The organism is Helicobacter pylori (assembly GCF_001653455.1).
GTDB classification, from domain to species: Bacteria; Campylobacterota; Campylobacteria; order Campylobacterales; family Helicobacteraceae; genus Helicobacter; species Helicobacter pylori_A.
Map to the genome: position 1 here is coordinate 1,421,087 of NZ_CP011486.1, position 14,973 is coordinate 1,436,059.

Consider the following 14,973-nt stretch of genomic DNA (forward strand, 5'->3'; position numbering starts at 1 on the left):
TTTTCTCCATTCTAAAATTAGATTAACAATTAACTATCAATAAATAAACAAATAACAAACAAAAATCATTTCATTGTGTAAAAGAGTAAGATTGTTTGAGGTTTTAAAAGAAAGACACTACAATAGTCTCATTGAGCGGCTATAATCATAATTAACACTATTCTTTAAAAGGATACAAAATGGATATTGGGCTAGTCAAAGAGAGCATGGATTTAGAATCACGAGTGGCTTTGGTGCCTGATGATGTGGCGTTACTCACTCAAAAGGGCGTTGGGGTTTTAGTGGAAGATAACGCCGGCGCTAATAGCGGCTATAGTAATGAAGCGTATGAAAGCGTGGGGGCTAAAATCGTGGATTCTAAAACAGCGTGGGGGCAGGATTTGGTGGTCAAATGCAAAGAGCCTTTAGAGCATGAATACCCTTTGTTGAAAGAAAAAGCGACTCTGTTTAGCTACTTGGATTTAGCGTATCAAAAAAGCTTGTGCGAAATGTTTATAGATAAAAAAATCACTTCTATTTGCACCGAAACCATTGCCGGGCCTAAAAACGACTACCCTATTTTAGTGCCTATGAGCGTGGTGGCTGGGAGGTTGGCCGCGCATTTAGTCCAACACTATTTATTGGCTTTAGAGCATGTTAAGGGGTTTATGGGTAAGGGGGTCATGCTAGGGGGTTTGTCGGGGGCGCAAAGGGCTAAAATCATCGTAATTGGAGGCGGTGTGGTTGGCATGGAGAGCGCGAAAGTCTTAAGCCAAATGGGGGCTAAAGTAACGATTTTGGAATTAGACTACGCCAAATTGCAAAACCACCCCTATTATCATTTGTATGATTTGGAAGTTTTGAGCGTGAATGAAGCCAATATTACCCACGCTTTAAAGGGGGCGGTGGGGCTAGTGGGTGCGGTGCTAGTTACAGCGAGCCAAACCCCTAAAGTGGTTTTAAGAAGGCATTTGAAGCATATGCAAAAACAAGGGGTGGTCATTGATGTGGCTTGCGATTTAGGGGGTTGCATAGAGACCATACACCAGACAAGCCATTCTAACCCGGTGTATGTGGAAGAAGATTTGTTGCATTATGGCGTGCCGAACATGCCAGGGATTGTCGCTAAAACAAGCTCTATGGCTTATAGTCATGCGAGCGTGCCGTATTTATTGTATTATTTAGAGCATGGCTTGAAGGGCTTTTTAAAAGCTAACACTAAAATCGTGGCGAACACGCTTGGAGGCTTGAGCGCTTATAACGGCTATATCACCCAAGAAGGCATCGCTAAGGCTTTTGGCGTGGCGTTCAAATCGCCTTCAGACATTTTAAAGGAGCTTTGAAAACAAGTTTTAAAAAAGAGCAAAGGTTTAAGGTTGTTTTAGAGAAAAGGTTTTTTAGCTTAAGAAAGCTTTAAGCATAAATCCCTTAAAATCCTTTCACATTTAGCCTTTAATAGTTTTTGTTAAATTTTTGACGGTTACAGAAACACACAAACACTCTTCTTTTGAACCTGTTTGACGGTTACAGAAACACACAAAAATCCCTTTTTTCATTGTTGTTAAAACTACAAATAAGACTGAATGTTATTTTGATGTTTTAAGGAGTTTTTATGGGCAATACTTGCAATTGCAACAGCCAACGAGTGCCTTTTAAAGGTTTTGCGATAGACAGCAAAGACGGGAAGTTCCATGAATGGGAGCATAGCCGCCATGCCATGGGTGAATACGATGTTGTCATTGACACCCATTTTTCAGGAATTTGTCATACAGACATTCACTTCGCTCATAGCGATTGGTTGCCTGGAATTTATCCTATGGTGCCTGGGCATGAGATTGCTGGGGTGGTGAGCGCGGTTGGCTCTAAAGTAACGAAGTTCAAAGTAGGCGATCATGCTGGAGTGGGTTGCATGGTAAATTCTTGCGGCGAGTGTCATGCTTGTAAGCATGAACACCAAGAACAATGGTGTGAAAACAACAAAACCGTTTATACTTACAGCTGGGAAGATTCTTTCCACAACAATGAGCCTACTTATGGCGGGTATTCTAACAATATCGTGGTGAGCGAAAACTTTGCGATTTCCATCCCTAAAGAAGCCCCATTAGATAAAGCAGCCCCCTTGCTTTGCGCGGGCATTACCGTGTATTCGCCTTTGAAGTTTTCTAAAGTTACTAAAGGCTCTAAAGTGGGCATCGCTGGTTTTGGCGGGTTGGGGCATATGGCTTTAAAATACGCCGTGGCTATGGGAGCGCAAGTGAGCGTGTTTGCAAGGAATGACAAGAAAAAGCAAATGGCTCAAAAACTGGGCGCGACCAGCTTTTATACAAGCGTAGGAGAATGCAAAGAAAAATTTGATCTAATCATTTCTAGCATTCCCACGCAATATGATTTGCTCGCTTACACGAAATTATTGAAATATGGCGGTGAAGTAGCGATTGTGGGTATCCCCCCAAAAGATCCGCAAAGGAATTTGGATTTTGGCGATTTGGTGCTGTTTTCAGGCAATCATAAGGTTTATGGCTCTTGGATTGGGGGCGTGAAAGAAACCCAAGAAATGATGGATTTTTCTGTCAAACATGGCATTTACCCTGAAATTGAGCTGGTTACCGGTCAAGAAATTGATGCGACTTGGGACAAACTCTTAAACGGGCAAGGGAATTTCCGCTACGTGATTGATATGAAAAAATCCATGGAAAATTTTAAGAAATAATCCCCTAAAACCCCTAAATTAGGGGTTTTTTCTGTCTGTTCTGACAAAAACCATGCGTTTTGGTATTTAGAAATATTTCAAAAAAAAAAAAACACTTTTTAATGTTATACTACCCTAAATCATACAAGGGGTTTTTATGGCAAAAATTGACAGCAACGATCTCAGCTTAAGAAATATTTTAAAAGATGAACTCTATTACCAAATCCCTATCTACCAACGCCCTTATCAATGGACAGAAGAGAACTGCGAAAAGCTTTTAGACGATTTGTTTTTCAATTATGAAGATGATAGAGAAAGCGATTATTTTTGCGGCTCATTGGTTTTAATTACAATCAGCGAAGATTCTAAAGCCAAAACCTATGATATTGTAGATGGCCAACAACGCTTAAGCACTTTTATTTTGCTTGCAAAAGTTTTACTCGCTCTTTATTCTGAGCGTTTAACTGAAGAAAGCAAAGACTATTTGCAAGAGAGCTTGATTACTAAGTATGGAAAAAAAGATCGGTTGAATTTTAACGCCGTAGGGTTTAATTCTAAAAAAGATTTTCAATACGCCTTAACTTCTTTCAATGACGCCCCAATAAGTAACAACAAAAACAACTACTTAAAAAATGCAATTTTCTTAAAAAACTATCTTAGAAAAAAAGAAATTGAAGACATTAACGATTTTATTGAGTGGCTTTATTTTAAGGTCGTCTTTATCACCATCACTTGCCCTGATGCAGACAAGGCGTTAAGGATTTTTAATGTTTTAAACGCTAGGGGTTTGCCTTTGAATGCGACCGATATTTTTAAGGGAGAGTTGTTAAAACACGCTAAAGAAAATGAGCAAGAAGAGTTTGTGTCTCGTTGGAATGATTTAAGCCAAAAATGCTCGGATAATGATTTAACCATAGAAACCTTATTCAGCTGGTATTTAACCTATCTCAATCCGGTAACTTCTAAAGAAAAAACGGATAAAAGGCTCGTTACTTGGTTTAACAAGCTTAACAAACCCCCTTTAGAATACCTTAAGGGCGTAGAGGATTTTTACAACGCTTATTGTAAGGTATTAGAAATGCAAGACAGATACGCCTACTTGCTTTCTTACAAAGATGATGATTCTTGGCGTGTTATTTTGTGCACTAGTTTGTTGCACCATTATGGCGATCAAGACATAGAGGCTTTAAAGGGATTGTTAGTCAAGTTTTATTATCAAGATTGGGTTGCAGGGCGGACAAAACCTCAAATTAACCAAACTTGTTGCAACATCATTAAGGCCTTGAAAGAAAAGAAGAGCATGGATCACATCACTTCTATTGTGGAAAAATATTTAGATGACTATAATGTATTACAACGCTTTAAGGAAAACCTAGAAGATAACAACTTGTATAAAAAACTCTACAATAAAAGACTTTCATGTCTCAAACCCATTCTCATTTTAGTCAATTACTTCATGAGCGATAACGCCAACCCCGCTTATATTAAAATGGATAAGGATTTGCATGTTGAACGCATCTTGCCAGAAAACCCTGATCCTTCAAGCCAGTGGGTGAAAGACTTTAGCGAAGAAGAAAGAGGATTATACACGCACTCTTTAGCCAATCTCACGCTTTTAGGGGGCAAGAAAAACACCAAAGCTTTAAGCCAAGTTTTAAACCAAGATTTCAAAGAGAAAAAGGAAATCTATATGGGGAAAACCATCACGCTAGACAATAAGAAAACTTTTAAGGTGATGACTTGTTATAATATGACCAAAGACATTGCACTCCACTACACAGAATGGACGCCCAAAAGCCTAGAAGAAAGAAAAAAAGAGCTGATTCAAATCATTGAGAGCGTTCTAACGCTCTAGGGATGCACCCCTAGAAAGTGAACACATAATTCACATACCACGAATACACGCGCCTAAACCCTATATCCAAATTTTTTGCAGTAATGTAAGGGTTTTTCTTTAACATGGGGAATTTCACGCCCGCTTCAATGCTAGAATGTTTTAAGATCCTCAAACGAGCCCCCACATTGAATAAAAACTGGAACGAAGTGGCTTTTTTGCTCACCAGAGCTTGCTCCACTAAAATGCCCTCAAAACTGGGCGTCGCCATAAGCCATGAATTGCCGGCCAATTGCACCCCACCAAACGCCCCCAAACTCATGATGCCGTTATTAATGACATTAACCATCAAATCTATAGCCCCCCCATAAGTGAGCATGTTGGGCTCAAAGGTTTTGGGATCGGCAATGTTCGTTAAACGATTGATTTCTTGCTTCCCAAGAATTTGACCCGCTATTTGCGCTGCTTCGCTGTTGTAGTTAGGGTTTTTAAGCTTAATAGAATTGGCATGGGCGTAGTCAAAAAACCCATAAAGGCGCAAGCCAAAGTGTTTTTCAAAGAAAAATTGATACCCTAAGAGTGCATCAAAGCCTTTGATGGTAGCGTTAGTGGCTTGTTTTTGAGAATTAATATCCGCATGCATTTGGGCTTCCCCTTGCAAATAACCCGCCCCTAAAAAAACGCCATTACCATCCATTGCTGATACCGCATTCATAGAGATAATAAAGGCTAATAAAGTTTTAGAAAAAAATTTTTTCATGTGTGATTCCTTAACATAATGCTTACATTCCTAAAAAGAATACCCAAAAAAGAATTAAAAAAGTTTAAAAAATGAAACATTAACAACAATAAAAACTTTTTATGAGTTTCACACAACATGATAAAAAACAGCCAAAACCCCATTTTTTAAAATTTTGTTTCAAGCTTTAAGCTACAATATACGCATGAAAGATTCACACCAAACTATCGGCGTGTTTGTGCGGCCCACCCACCACCAAAACCCCCTTTTTAGCGAGCTGACACAAGCTAAAGAATGGGTTTTAAAGCTTTTAAACGATGAAGGGTTTGAAAGCTTTATGGTTGATGATAGCGGGTTAAAAAATGAGCGCTTGATAAAAAAAGCTTATGCGTTTTTGTGTTTAGGAGGCGATGGCACGATTTTAGGGGCTTTAAGAATGATGCATCCTTGCAATAAGCCATGTTTTGGGGTGAGAATGGGGAATTTAGGGTATTTGACCGCTATTGAACTGAGCGGCTTGAAAGATTTTTTACACGATCTCAAGCATAATAAAATCAAATTAGAAGAGCATTTGGCTTTAGAGGGGCGTATTGGAGAAACCTCTTTTTATGCGATCAATGAAATCGTGATCACCAAAAAAGAAGCTTTAGGGGTTTTAGACATCAAAGCGTGCGCGGGCCATACGCCTTTTAACACCTATAAAGGCGATGGGCTTATCATTGCCACGCCCCTAGGCTCAACCGCTTACAATTTGAGCGCTCATGGACCTATTGTGCATGCCTTGAATCAAAGCTATATTTTAACGCCTTTGTGCGATTTTTCTTTAACGCAACGCCCTTTAGTGCTAGGGGCGGAATTTTGCTTGAGTTTTTGCGCGAATAAAGACGCTCTTGTCATCATTGATGGGCAAGCCACTTATGATTTGAAAGCCAAGCAAAAACTATACATTCAAAAAAGCCCCACGACCACCAAACTCTTGCAAAAAAACTCAAGGGATTATTTTAAAGTGCTTAAAGAAAAGCTGCTATGGGGGGAAAGCCCTAGCAAAAAAAGCTAAAAAACTAAAAATACAAAAAGGGTAAAACGCATGCAAGATTTCAATAACGCTCAAATCAATAACGCTCAAATCACGCGCTTAAGAGTGTTTCAAAACGCTGTCTTTGAAAAGCTAGACTTGGAATTTAAAGACGGCTTGAGCGCGATTAGTGGGGCTAGCGGCGTGGGGAAAAGCGTTCTTATTGCAAGCCTTTTAGGGGCGTTTGGGCTTAAAGAAAGCAACGCTTTAAACATTGAAGTGGAATTGATCGCTCCTTTTTTAGACACTGAAGAATACGGCATTTTTAGAGAAGATCACCATGAGCCTTTAGTCATTAGCGTGATCAAAAAAGAAAAAACGCGCTATTTTTTAAACCAAACAAGCCTGTCTAAAAACACGCTTAAAGCGTTATTAAAGGGGCTTATTAAACGCTTGTCTAACGATAGATTCAGCCAGAATGAACTCAATGAGATTTTAATGCTCTCCTTACTGGATGGCTATATTCAAAATGAAAATATTGCGTTTAGCCCCCTTTTGGATGCGCTTGAAAAGAAGTTTACCTATTTAGAAAGACTAGAAAAAGAAATGCGATCATTAGAAGATAAAAAGCGTTTTCAAAAGGATTTAGAAGAGCGTTTGAATTTTGAAAAAATGAAATTAGAGAGGCTAGATTTAGAAGAAGGCGAATACGAACGCCTTTTAGAGCAGAAAAAATTACTCTCCAGCAAGGAAAAATTGAACGATAAAATCGCTCTCGCTTTAGATGTGCTAGAAAATACCCATAAAATCACGCATGCTTTAGAGAGTGTGGGGCATAGCGCTGAATTTTTAAAAAGCGCTTTAATGGAAGCGAGCGCTCTGTTAGAAAAAGAGCAGGCTAAATTAGAAGAGTGCGAGCGTTTGGATATTGAAAAGGTGTTAGAAAAATTGGGCATCATTAGCGGGATTATTAAGGATTATGGGAGTATTACGCATGCTAAAGAGCGTTTGAACCATATTAAAAACGAGCTTCACAATTTAGAAGAAATTGACAACCATTGCGAAACCCACCACAAAGAAATAGAACGATTAAAAGCCGAATGTTTGAAATTATGCGAAGAAATAAGCGTTTTTAGGAAAGAGCATTTAGCCGGGTTTAACGCTCTTTTAAGCGCTAAAGCGAAAGATTTGCTTTTAAAAAGCCCTAGTTTGGTTTTAGAAGAAGCCCCCATGAATAGTAAAGGCGCTCAAAAACTCATTTTGAATTTGCAAAATTCCCAATTAGAGACTTTAAGCTCTGGAGAATACAGCCGTTTGAGGTTGGCGTTCATGCTTTTAGAAATGGAGTTTTTAAAGGATTTTAAGGGCGTGTTGGTGTTAGATGAAATGGATTCTAACTTGAGCGGTGAAGAGAGTTTAGCGGTTTCTAAAGCCCTTGAAACTTTGAGCAGCCATTCGCAAATCTTTGCCATTTCGCACCAAGTCCATATCCCAGCCGTCGCTAAAAATCATATTCTTATTTTCAAAGAAAACCACAAAAGCCTTGCAAAAACCCTTAACAACGAAGAAAGGGTGTTAGAGATCGCACGCATGATAGGGGGGAGCGAAAACATAGAGAGCGCGATTTCTTTCGCTAAAGAAAAATTAAAGGCGCAAGAATGAAATTTTTCCTTTTAAAGAAATTCAGCGAATTTTTAAACGCTCAAACAAATTTCACCCTGAAGCGCTTGAATGCATCTAGTTTTTTATTAGAAACTTTTTCTAAAGAAAAACACGCCTTTATTGTGGATTTGAGCGTGCCTTATATTGGTTTGTCTCAAAAACCCCTAGAGGGCGTTTTAAAAAACACGCTGGCGCTAGATTTTTGTTTGAATAAATTCACTAAAAACGCCAAAATTTTACAAGCCAATATCATTGATAACGATCGGATTTTAGAAATCACAGGCGCTAAAGATCTAGCTTATAAGAGCGAGACTTTTATTTTACGCTTAGAGCTTATCCCTAAAAAAGCTAATCTCATGATTTTAGATCAAGAAAAATGCGTGATAGAGGCCTTTCGTTTCAATGACAGGGTCGCTAAAAACGATATTTTAGGGGCATTGCCCCCTAATACTTACGAACATCAAGAAAAGGATTTGGATTTTAAGGATTTGTTAGAAATCTTAGAAAAAGATTTTTTATTTTATCAGCATAAAGAATTAGAACACAAAAAAAATCAAATCATCAAACGCTTAAACGCCCAAAAAGAACGCTTGAAAGAAAAATTAGACAACTTAGAAAACCCTAAAAACTTGCAACTAGAAGCGAAAGAATTGCAAACTCAAGCCTCTTTATTGCTCACTTATCAGCATTTAATTAACAAGCATGAAAGTTGCGTGATCTTAAAAGATTTTGAAGATAAAGAATGCGCAATTGAAATTGATAAGAGCATGCCCTTAAACGCTTTCATCAACAAAAAATTCACCCTTAGCAAGAAAAAGAAACAAAAATCGCAATTCTTGTATTTAGAAGAAGAAAACCTAAAAGAAAAAATCGCTTTTAAAGAAAGTCAAATCCATTACATTAAAGGGGCGGCAGAAGAAAGCGTTTTAGAAATGTTTATGCCGGTAAAAAATTCCAAAATCAAACGCCCTATGAACGGGTATGAAGTGCTGTATTATAAGGATTTTAAAATCGGTTTAGGGAAAAACCAAAAAGAAAATATCAAGCTTTTGCAAGACGCAAGGGCGAATGATTTATGGATGCATGTGAGAGACATTCCTGGATCGCATCTGATCGTTTTTTGCCAAAAGAACGCGCCCAAAGATGAGGTCATCATGGAGTTAGCCAAAATGTTGATTAAAATGCAAAAAGATGTGTTTAATAGTTACGAAATTGACTACACGCAACGAAAATTTGTCAAAATTGTCAAAGGAGCTCATGTTATTTACTCAAAATACCGAACTATTAGTCTAAAGGACACTTAAACATTCTAAGGAGGTTAGCATGGGTGTTTCCGCTTTAGGCAATGTAACTTATATCAACCAAAACGCTCCTTTAAATTCTGCTATCCAACAGGGTGCAAGAAGTGATATGCTGGATTTAGCGCAAAGCTTTCAAAGTAAGCTTGAATTAGCCCAAGAGACAAGGGCGTTAGAAAGCATGCAAGCCGTTAGCGATAAAGATCCTAAAGAAGGCTCTAAAAACCGCTATCCAAATAGCCAAAGGGCTAAGGCGTTTGGGTTAGAAGAAGAAGAGATTGAATTATGGCATGAAGAGCATTTGTTGGATATTGTGGGGTAGGGTGTTGCAAATAGCCCCTATTCTTTTATGAGCTTAAAACAAAATAATCAAATCCCCATTTTTTAAACATTAAAAGATTTTAGCTATCAATATCAATTATAATTTATATTTTTAACCAAAGGGAATGCGTCATGTTAAGGGGTGTCAAACAAGCGGCTTTTAGGGTTTTAGGTTTGGGGGCGTTGTGTTTAGGGGGGTTAATGGCAGAGCCAAACACTAAAGAGTTTATCCTTTCAGGTATCACTATTTATGCGGATAAAAATTTCACTAGAGCTAAGGAATACTTTGAAAAAGCTTGTAAATCCAACGATGCTGATGGTTGCGTGATCTTAGGAGAGGCTTATTCTAAAGCCATAGCGAGTGAAAATGCAAGAGAAAGTATTGAAAAAGCTCTTGAACACACGACCACTGCTAAAGCTTGCAAATCCAACGACGCTGAAAAATGCAAGGACTTAGCGGAGTTTTATTTTAATGCAAACGATCTTAAAAATGCTTTAGAATATTACTCTAAAGCTTGTAAGTTAAATAATGTTGAAGGGTGTATGCTGTCAGCAACCTTTTATAACGACATGATAAAGGGTTTGAAAAAAGATAAAAAAGATTTAGAATATTACTCTAAAGCTTGCGAATTAAACTATGGCGATGGCTGTGCAATTTTAGGGGATATTTATCATAATGGTGAAGGCGTAACACAAAATTTTAAAAAAGCTTTCAAATATTACTCTAAAGCTTGCGAATTAAATAATGGTGAAGGGTGTTCTAAATTAGGAGGGGATTATTTTTTTGGTGAAAGCGTAACGCAAGATCTTAAAAAGGCTTTTGGATATTACTCTAAGGCTTGCGAATTGAACGATGCTCTGACATGCACGCTTGTAGGAGAGTTTTATCGTGATGGTGAAGGCGTAACAAAGGATCTTAAAAAAGCTTTTGAATATTCTGCTAAGGCTTGCGAATTGAACGATGCTAAAGGGTGTTACGCTCTAGCGGCGTTTTATAATGAGGGTAAAGGCGTAGCAAAAGATGAAAAACAAACGACAGAAAACCTTAAAAAGAGTTGCGAGTTAGGATTAAAAGAAGCATGCGATATTCTCAAAGAACAAAAACAATAAAATCCTAGCCCTAGTCAAACCCCATTAAACGGCTTTGTTTAACTGGTTGCTTTGATGGTATTTAACAAGCCTTTTGTCCTTTCAAAAAGAGGGAACGGCGATGGGATCTCTTGGTGTCTGGCTCTTGGGGGTCTTTTGATGAGAGCGTTAGCGCATTTGGAAAAGTCAATCAAATCCATCGTGGTTTTGACATAATTAGGCAAGTTTAATAAACATATTTCAAAGAGCTTATAACTCGCTAAAGCGTCCGCATAGGCTCTGTGGCTGACTTCTATACCAAACCCTAAAAGCTCTTTTAAAAAGCTCAAAGAATAGCGCATGGACAAAATCGCGCGCCTGGATAAATCCAAAGTGCAAAGCTTTAAATTCAATAAAGGGCAATGCAATTTTTCCACAAAATAACGCCCTAAAAAATTGTAATCAAAATTAGCGTTATGGGCCACAAACACGCTATTGCCCAAAAAAAGCCGCAATTCTTGCAAGGCTTCATAAACGCTTGGGGCGTTTAGGGTGTCTTCATAAGCAATGCCTGTAAGATCAGAAATATAATCAGGAACGCTTTTGACTTTCACAAGGGTTTCAAAACGATTAATGATTTTGCCACCGCTCACTTGCACGGCCCCAATTTCTAAAATCTCATGCTTTATGGGGCAAGATCCGGTAGTCTCTAGATCAATAAAGGAAAAAACTTCATCTTTAAGGGGGGTTTTAAGATTTTTGAGCGTGATTAAATTTTCGCTTGTTTCTATGAAATTAAGTCCGCACGCTTTTAAATATTCCAAATTGATTTCATCATAGATAAGGCGAGAGAGCGACTTTTCTAGCATGCATAAGCTTAAATCCTGGTTTTTTAAGCGAGCGATTAGGGCTTGAATATCTTTATGCAAGAGGTTTATTGGCATTCTGTAAGCCTTCAATAGCCAGCTTACGATCTTTAGATTTAAAAATATAACTTCCTGAAACCACGACATCCACGCCCGCTTGTTGGAGTTCAAAGATATTTTGATCGTTCACGCCCCCATCCACTTCTAAAAGGCAGCTAGGGTTGTAGCGTTTGATCAACTCTTTGACTTTCAAGCATTTTTCTAGCACCAAATCTAAGAACTTCTGCCCGCCAAAGCCCGGATTCACGCTCATTAAAAGCGCTAAGCCCACGCTTTCTAGCAAGTATTTAATACTTTCTTCATGCGTGTGAGGGTTTAACACTATTCCTGGCGTGATGCCTAAACTTTTAATGAGTTGCAACACTCTGTGGGGGTGTTTTTCATTTTCTGCATGAACGCTAATGATTGCTGGTTTTAAGGGAGCGAATAACTCTACAAAAAAACTCGCATTTTCTACCATTAAATGCACATCTAAAGGCACTTTGCTAATTTGGGTAACATTTTCTAAAATCACAGGACCCATGGTTAAATTAGGCACATAATGCCCATCCATCACATCCACATGCAAAAAATCAGCGTTACTCACGCTTTCTATTTCTTTGGCTAAATGCATAAAATCAGCACTCAAAAGGCTTGGGGCTACTTTCAAAATACTTCCCTATTTCAATGTTTTCAAGTAAAATATTAGCATCTTTAATCAAATCATAAAAGGGTTTTTCATGGATTACAAACATTTTAAAGGCGCGCATGCAAACATTGTTATAGAAGTTATCAGTCTTTTAGAAAAAGGGGTTAAAAAAGCTCAAGAGATTTTAGAAAAACCGGACGCTGGGAGTTACACCAAATTAGAAAATAGCAGTGGGGATACGCCTATTAAAGCGGATTTAGCCCTAGACAAATTTTTAGAAGAAAATTTTTTAAGTTTAGAGAATGTGAAAAGCGTTTTTAGCGAAGAAAAAGAAAAACCTGTTACTAAAGAAAACGGCTCGTATTTGATCGCTTATGACCCGCTAGACGGGAGTTCAGTCATGGAGGCGAATTTCTTAGTAGGCACGATTATAGGGATTTATGAAAAGGATTACAAGGCTCATAATTTAGTTGCAAGCCTTTATGTGGTTTTTGGGCATAAGATTGAATTAGTGGTGGCTTTAGATAAGGTTTATCGTTACGCTTTTTATCAAAACAAGTTTCATTTTATAGAAACCATCGCTTTAGAAAATAAGGGTAAAATCATCGCTAGTGGGGGCAATCAAAAGGATTTTTCTTTAGACTTGAAAAAGGCTTTAGAAGGGTTTTTTGCAGAAAATTACCGCTTACGATACTCAGGGTCTATGGTGGCTGATGTCCATCATGTGCTGATTAAAAAGGGTGGGGTGTTTTCTTACCCGCAAAAGAAATTACGAAAGCTTTTTGAAGTCTTTCCTTTAGCCTTGATCATTGAAAAAGCTAAAGGGGAAGCGTTTTATTTTGATAAGGGGGTTAAAAAGCGTTTGTTAGATCAAGGCGTAGAAAGTTACCATGAAAAAAGCGAATGCTATTTGGCTAGCCAGCATGAAGCTCACATTTTAGAAAAATATTTAAAGGGAGAAGATGCAAAATAACGCTAAAAAATTAGCCTATGAAGAGCGTTTCAATGACGCTCTTTTGAAATTAAAAGCATGCCAAGAAGAAAAGCGAGTAGCAAGTTGTTTGAAATGCGAAAAGGTTTTGAATTGCGAGATCCGCAACAGCTATGTGGATGCCGCTTATGAGAGCATGAGTTTGGGCGAAGCGGGCGGGTTTGATTTCAATTAAAAGCTGGATTAAAAATGGCTAGCGATACTATCTTGCAAAAGGATTTAGACGCTTTTTACACCCACCCCAAAATCGCGCGATTTTGTTTGGATTTATTGCAAGATCTCATCGTTAAAAATCTAGGGCTAGATTTAAAAGCGTTCCATTTTTTAGAGCCAAGTGCAGGGAGCGGGAGCTTTGTTTATGCCCTAAAAGAATTAGGGATCAAAAATTGCCTAGCCCTTGATATTGCCCCTAAAGCTCAAGGCATTCACCAGAAAGATTATTTGTTGGAATTGATTGAATTTAACCAAAAGCGCGTTGTTATTGGCAACCCTCCTTTTGGGCATAGGGGGAAATTGGCGCTAAATTTTTTAAACAAATCTTTAAACGAAGCGCCTATCGTGGCGTTTATCTTGCCTAATTTATTCAAGCGCTATTCCATTCAAAAACACATTGATAAGCGTGCAAAATTGGTTTTAAACGCCCCTTTAGAAAAAAACGCTTTTGTTTTTAATGAACGGCCCTATGATGTGAAATGCGTTTTTCAAATCTATATGTATAAAAATATCGCCCTAAATCTTAAAGACGAACGCATCATTGCACCTCCCAAAATCCGCCATAATGATTTCATCACTTATATCCATAATAACACGCCACACACCCTTAAGTATTTCAACAAAGAAAAATACCAATGGGATTTTGCGGTGGTTAGGCAGGGCTTTTATGACTACAACGAAAAGATCACCAATGCAAATTTGTTGATCAAAAACCGACAATACTTTTTCATTAAAGCCCACTCTAAAGAGGCTTTAGCCATTATCAATCAGGTTGATTTCAACAAACTCGCTCATAAAAACACGCAAGTTTTAGGGTTTTCTACTTATGATTTTGTGGAAGAATATTGCAAATTAAAGGAAATGCATGCTTGAAAAAGTGTTTCAAGAAATGATTGATAAAAGAAAATTTTTTGCAAGCTCTAGCACAGGGGAGCAATTTGAAAACAAATTCAGGAATGAATTAAAAAAACACTTTAGCGAAATCAATGGCGATTTAATAGAAGAATTAAGCCATATTGAAGAAAAGCCTAATAAGGAAATCAAAACCACTTTCAACCAACTCAAAAAGCAAGTTTTAGAAAAAACCACCCCCACACCCTTAAAAACCCTTTTTCAAACCTTACAAGCCATTTTTTATACCAACCTTTTGGCTCGCAAAATGACCCTGATTTTTTGGTTTTTATTTTTGATTATGTGGTAGGGATTGAAATCAAGTTTTCTAAAAACGATAAGGGTGAAAAAAATCTTCAAACTTCTCGCCCCATGTGGAATTCCAATTTGCCCAAACCCAATGCAATTTATGTATATGGAGTCGCTAATGCAGACATCACTTTTTTTAAAGGCTCAGATATTTTGAGTTGTGAAACCCGAGAAGTTTTGCTCAAGTATTTTGACAATTTAGATAAAGATGAAGAAAGTTTGAAAAACGCCTTAAAAAATTTAGAAAACCCTTTTGGTTTTGTCCCCTACATTAGAAAAGCTTATGAGCATAAAAAAGAATTTTCTAACCACCACCAGATTGAAAGCTTTTTTTCACACAACCACACCTTAAGAGAACAAAGCGTTTTGCACTTTTTAAAAACGATCAATCATTAGCATAAGAAAACTTT

At 37.8% G+C, this 14,973-nt stretch carries 14 protein-coding genes and 1 pseudogene; 12 read left to right on the forward strand and 3 right to left on the reverse strand.

Features of this window, described 5'->3' with window-relative positions:
- The first annotated feature begins 179 nt into the window (after positions 1-179).
- The 3 genes from AA977_RS06795 (at position 180) to AA977_RS06805 (ending at position 4,523) form a co-directional block, all read left to right on the forward strand.
- A complete protein-coding gene (locus AA977_RS06795) occupies positions 180-1,322 on the forward strand; it encodes an alanine dehydrogenase (protein ID WP_064435062.1) in 1,143 nt (380 codons plus the stop codon).
- Between the two features lie 269 nt (positions 1,323-1,591).
- Positions 1,592-2,689: an NAD(P)-dependent alcohol dehydrogenase gene (locus AA977_RS06800; protein WP_064435063.1), complete on the forward strand. Its 1,098-nt coding sequence runs from the start codon at positions 1,592-1,594 to the stop codon at positions 2,687-2,689.
- Between the two features lie 136 nt (positions 2,690-2,825).
- On the forward strand, positions 2,826-4,523 hold the full coding sequence (locus AA977_RS06805) for a DUF262 domain-containing protein (protein ID WP_064435064.1): 1,698 nt from the start codon (positions 2,826-2,828) through the stop codon (positions 4,521-4,523).
- Between the two features lie 10 nt (positions 4,524-4,533).
- Here the strand turns inward: AA977_RS06805 and AA977_RS06810 are convergent, their stop codons facing one another.
- Entirely contained in the window at positions 4,534-5,262 is a 729-nt protein-coding gene (locus AA977_RS06810) for an outer membrane protein (protein ID WP_064435065.1), read from the reverse strand.
- A gap of 154 nt (positions 5,263-5,416) precedes the next feature.
- Here AA977_RS06810 and AA977_RS06815 point away from each other — a divergent pair, with 154 nt between their 5' ends.
- The 5 genes from AA977_RS06815 to hcpG all read left to right on the forward strand — a co-directional run bounded on the left by AA977_RS06815 (position 5,417) and on the right by hcpG (position 10,647).
- Positions 5,417-6,298, forward strand: coding sequence for an NAD(+)/NADH kinase (locus tag AA977_RS06815; RefSeq protein WP_172796007.1), 882 nt, complete (start codon positions 5,417-5,419; stop codon positions 6,296-6,298).
- 30 nt (positions 6,299-6,328) lie between these two features.
- Positions 6,329-7,918: a DNA repair protein RecN gene (locus tag AA977_RS06820; protein WP_064435067.1), complete on the forward strand. Its 1,590-nt coding sequence runs from the start codon at positions 6,329-6,331 to the stop codon at positions 7,916-7,918.
- Positions 7,915-9,222, forward strand: a complete 1,308-nt coding sequence (locus AA977_RS06825; RefSeq protein WP_064435068.1) for a putative RqcH family protein — start codon at positions 7,915-7,917, stop codon at positions 9,220-9,222. Before AA977_RS06820 ends, AA977_RS06825 begins: the two co-directional genes overlap by 4 nt.
- Positions 9,223-9,241: 19 nt before the next feature.
- Entirely contained in the window at positions 9,242-9,538 is a 297-nt protein-coding gene (locus AA977_RS06830; protein WP_064435069.1) for a hypothetical protein, read from the forward strand.
- A gap of 131 nt (positions 9,539-9,669) precedes the next feature.
- Positions 9,670-10,647, forward strand: a complete 978-nt coding sequence (gene hcpG, locus AA977_RS06835; protein WP_064435070.1) for a Sel1-like repeat protein HcpG — start codon at positions 9,670-9,672, stop codon at positions 10,645-10,647.
- Positions 10,648-10,685: 38 nt separating this feature from the next.
- Here hcpG and AA977_RS06840 read toward each other — a convergent pair whose 3' ends face one another.
- Positions 10,686-11,549 (reverse strand): 3'-5' exonuclease, encoded by an 864-nt coding sequence (locus AA977_RS06840; protein WP_064435071.1) that lies wholly within the window; start codon positions 11,547-11,549, stop codon positions 10,686-10,688.
- Positions 11,527-12,180, reverse strand: coding sequence for a ribulose-phosphate 3-epimerase (gene rpe, locus AA977_RS06845; protein ID WP_064435072.1), 654 nt, complete (start codon positions 12,178-12,180; stop codon positions 11,527-11,529). The genes AA977_RS06840 and rpe overlap by 23 nt, the downstream gene beginning before the upstream one ends.
- Before the next feature lie 70 nt (positions 12,181-12,250).
- Here rpe and AA977_RS06850 point away from each other — a divergent pair, with 70 nt between their 5' ends.
- The 4 genes and pseudogenes from AA977_RS06850 to AA977_RS06865 all read left to right on the forward strand — a co-directional run bounded on the left by AA977_RS06850 (position 12,251) and on the right by AA977_RS06865 (position 14,959).
- Positions 12,251-13,132 (forward strand): class 1 fructose-bisphosphatase, encoded by an 882-nt coding sequence (locus AA977_RS06850; protein WP_064435073.1) that lies wholly within the window; start codon positions 12,251-12,253, stop codon positions 13,130-13,132.
- Positions 13,122-13,325, forward strand: a complete 204-nt coding sequence (locus AA977_RS06855; RefSeq protein WP_033603970.1) for a hypothetical protein — start codon at positions 13,122-13,124, stop codon at positions 13,323-13,325. The genes AA977_RS06850 and AA977_RS06855 overlap by 11 nt, the downstream gene beginning before the upstream one ends.
- Before the next feature lie 14 nt (positions 13,326-13,339).
- The gene (locus tag AA977_RS06860) at positions 13,340-14,236 is read left to right on the forward strand and encodes a hypothetical protein (protein WP_064435074.1); all 897 of its coding nucleotides are present in this window, start codon (positions 13,340-13,342) and stop codon (positions 14,234-14,236) included.
- Positions 14,229-14,959: pseudogene (locus tag AA977_RS06865) on the forward strand (type II restriction endonuclease). Before AA977_RS06860 ends, AA977_RS06865 begins: the two are co-directional and overlap by 8 nt.
- Positions 14,960-14,973: the final 14 nt, after the last annotated feature.

Excerpts from the sequence above, each read along its gene's own strand:
- AA977_RS06820 (WP_064435067.1), top strand. The coding sequence starts at position 6,329 with ATGCAAGATTTCAATAACGCTCAAATCAATAACGCTCAAATCACGCGC.
- AA977_RS06825 (WP_064435068.1), top strand. The coding sequence starts at position 7,915 with ATGAAATTTTTCCTTTTAAAGAAATTCAGCGAATTTTTAAACGCTCAA.
- AA977_RS06830 (WP_064435069.1), top strand. The coding sequence starts at position 9,242 with ATGGGTGTTTCCGCTTTAGGCAATGTAACTTATATCAACCAAAACGCT.
- AA977_RS06850 (WP_064435073.1), top strand. The coding sequence starts at position 12,251 with ATGGATTACAAACATTTTAAAGGCGCGCATGCAAACATTGTTATAGAA.
- AA977_RS06795 (WP_064435062.1), top strand. The coding sequence starts at position 180 with ATGGATATTGGGCTAGTCAAAGAGAGCATGGATTTAGAATCACGAGTG.
- AA977_RS06810 (WP_064435065.1), bottom strand. The coding sequence starts at position 5,262 with ATGAAAAAATTTTTTTCTAAAACTTTATTAGCCTTTATTATCTCTATG.
- AA977_RS06800 (WP_064435063.1), top strand. The coding sequence starts at position 1,592 with ATGGGCAATACTTGCAATTGCAACAGCCAACGAGTGCCTTTTAAAGGT.
- AA977_RS06840 (WP_064435071.1), bottom strand. The coding sequence starts at position 11,549 with ATGCCAATAAACCTCTTGCATAAAGATATTCAAGCCCTAATCGCTCGC.
- AA977_RS06860 (WP_064435074.1), top strand. The coding sequence starts at position 13,340 with ATGGCTAGCGATACTATCTTGCAAAAGGATTTAGACGCTTTTTACACC.
- AA977_RS06805 (WP_064435064.1), top strand. The coding sequence starts at position 2,826 with ATGGCAAAAATTGACAGCAACGATCTCAGCTTAAGAAATATTTTAAAA.
- AA977_RS06855 (WP_033603970.1), top strand. The coding sequence starts at position 13,122 with ATGCAAAATAACGCTAAAAAATTAGCCTATGAAGAGCGTTTCAATGAC.
- hcpG (WP_064435070.1), top strand. The coding sequence starts at position 9,670 with ATGTTAAGGGGTGTCAAACAAGCGGCTTTTAGGGTTTTAGGTTTGGGG.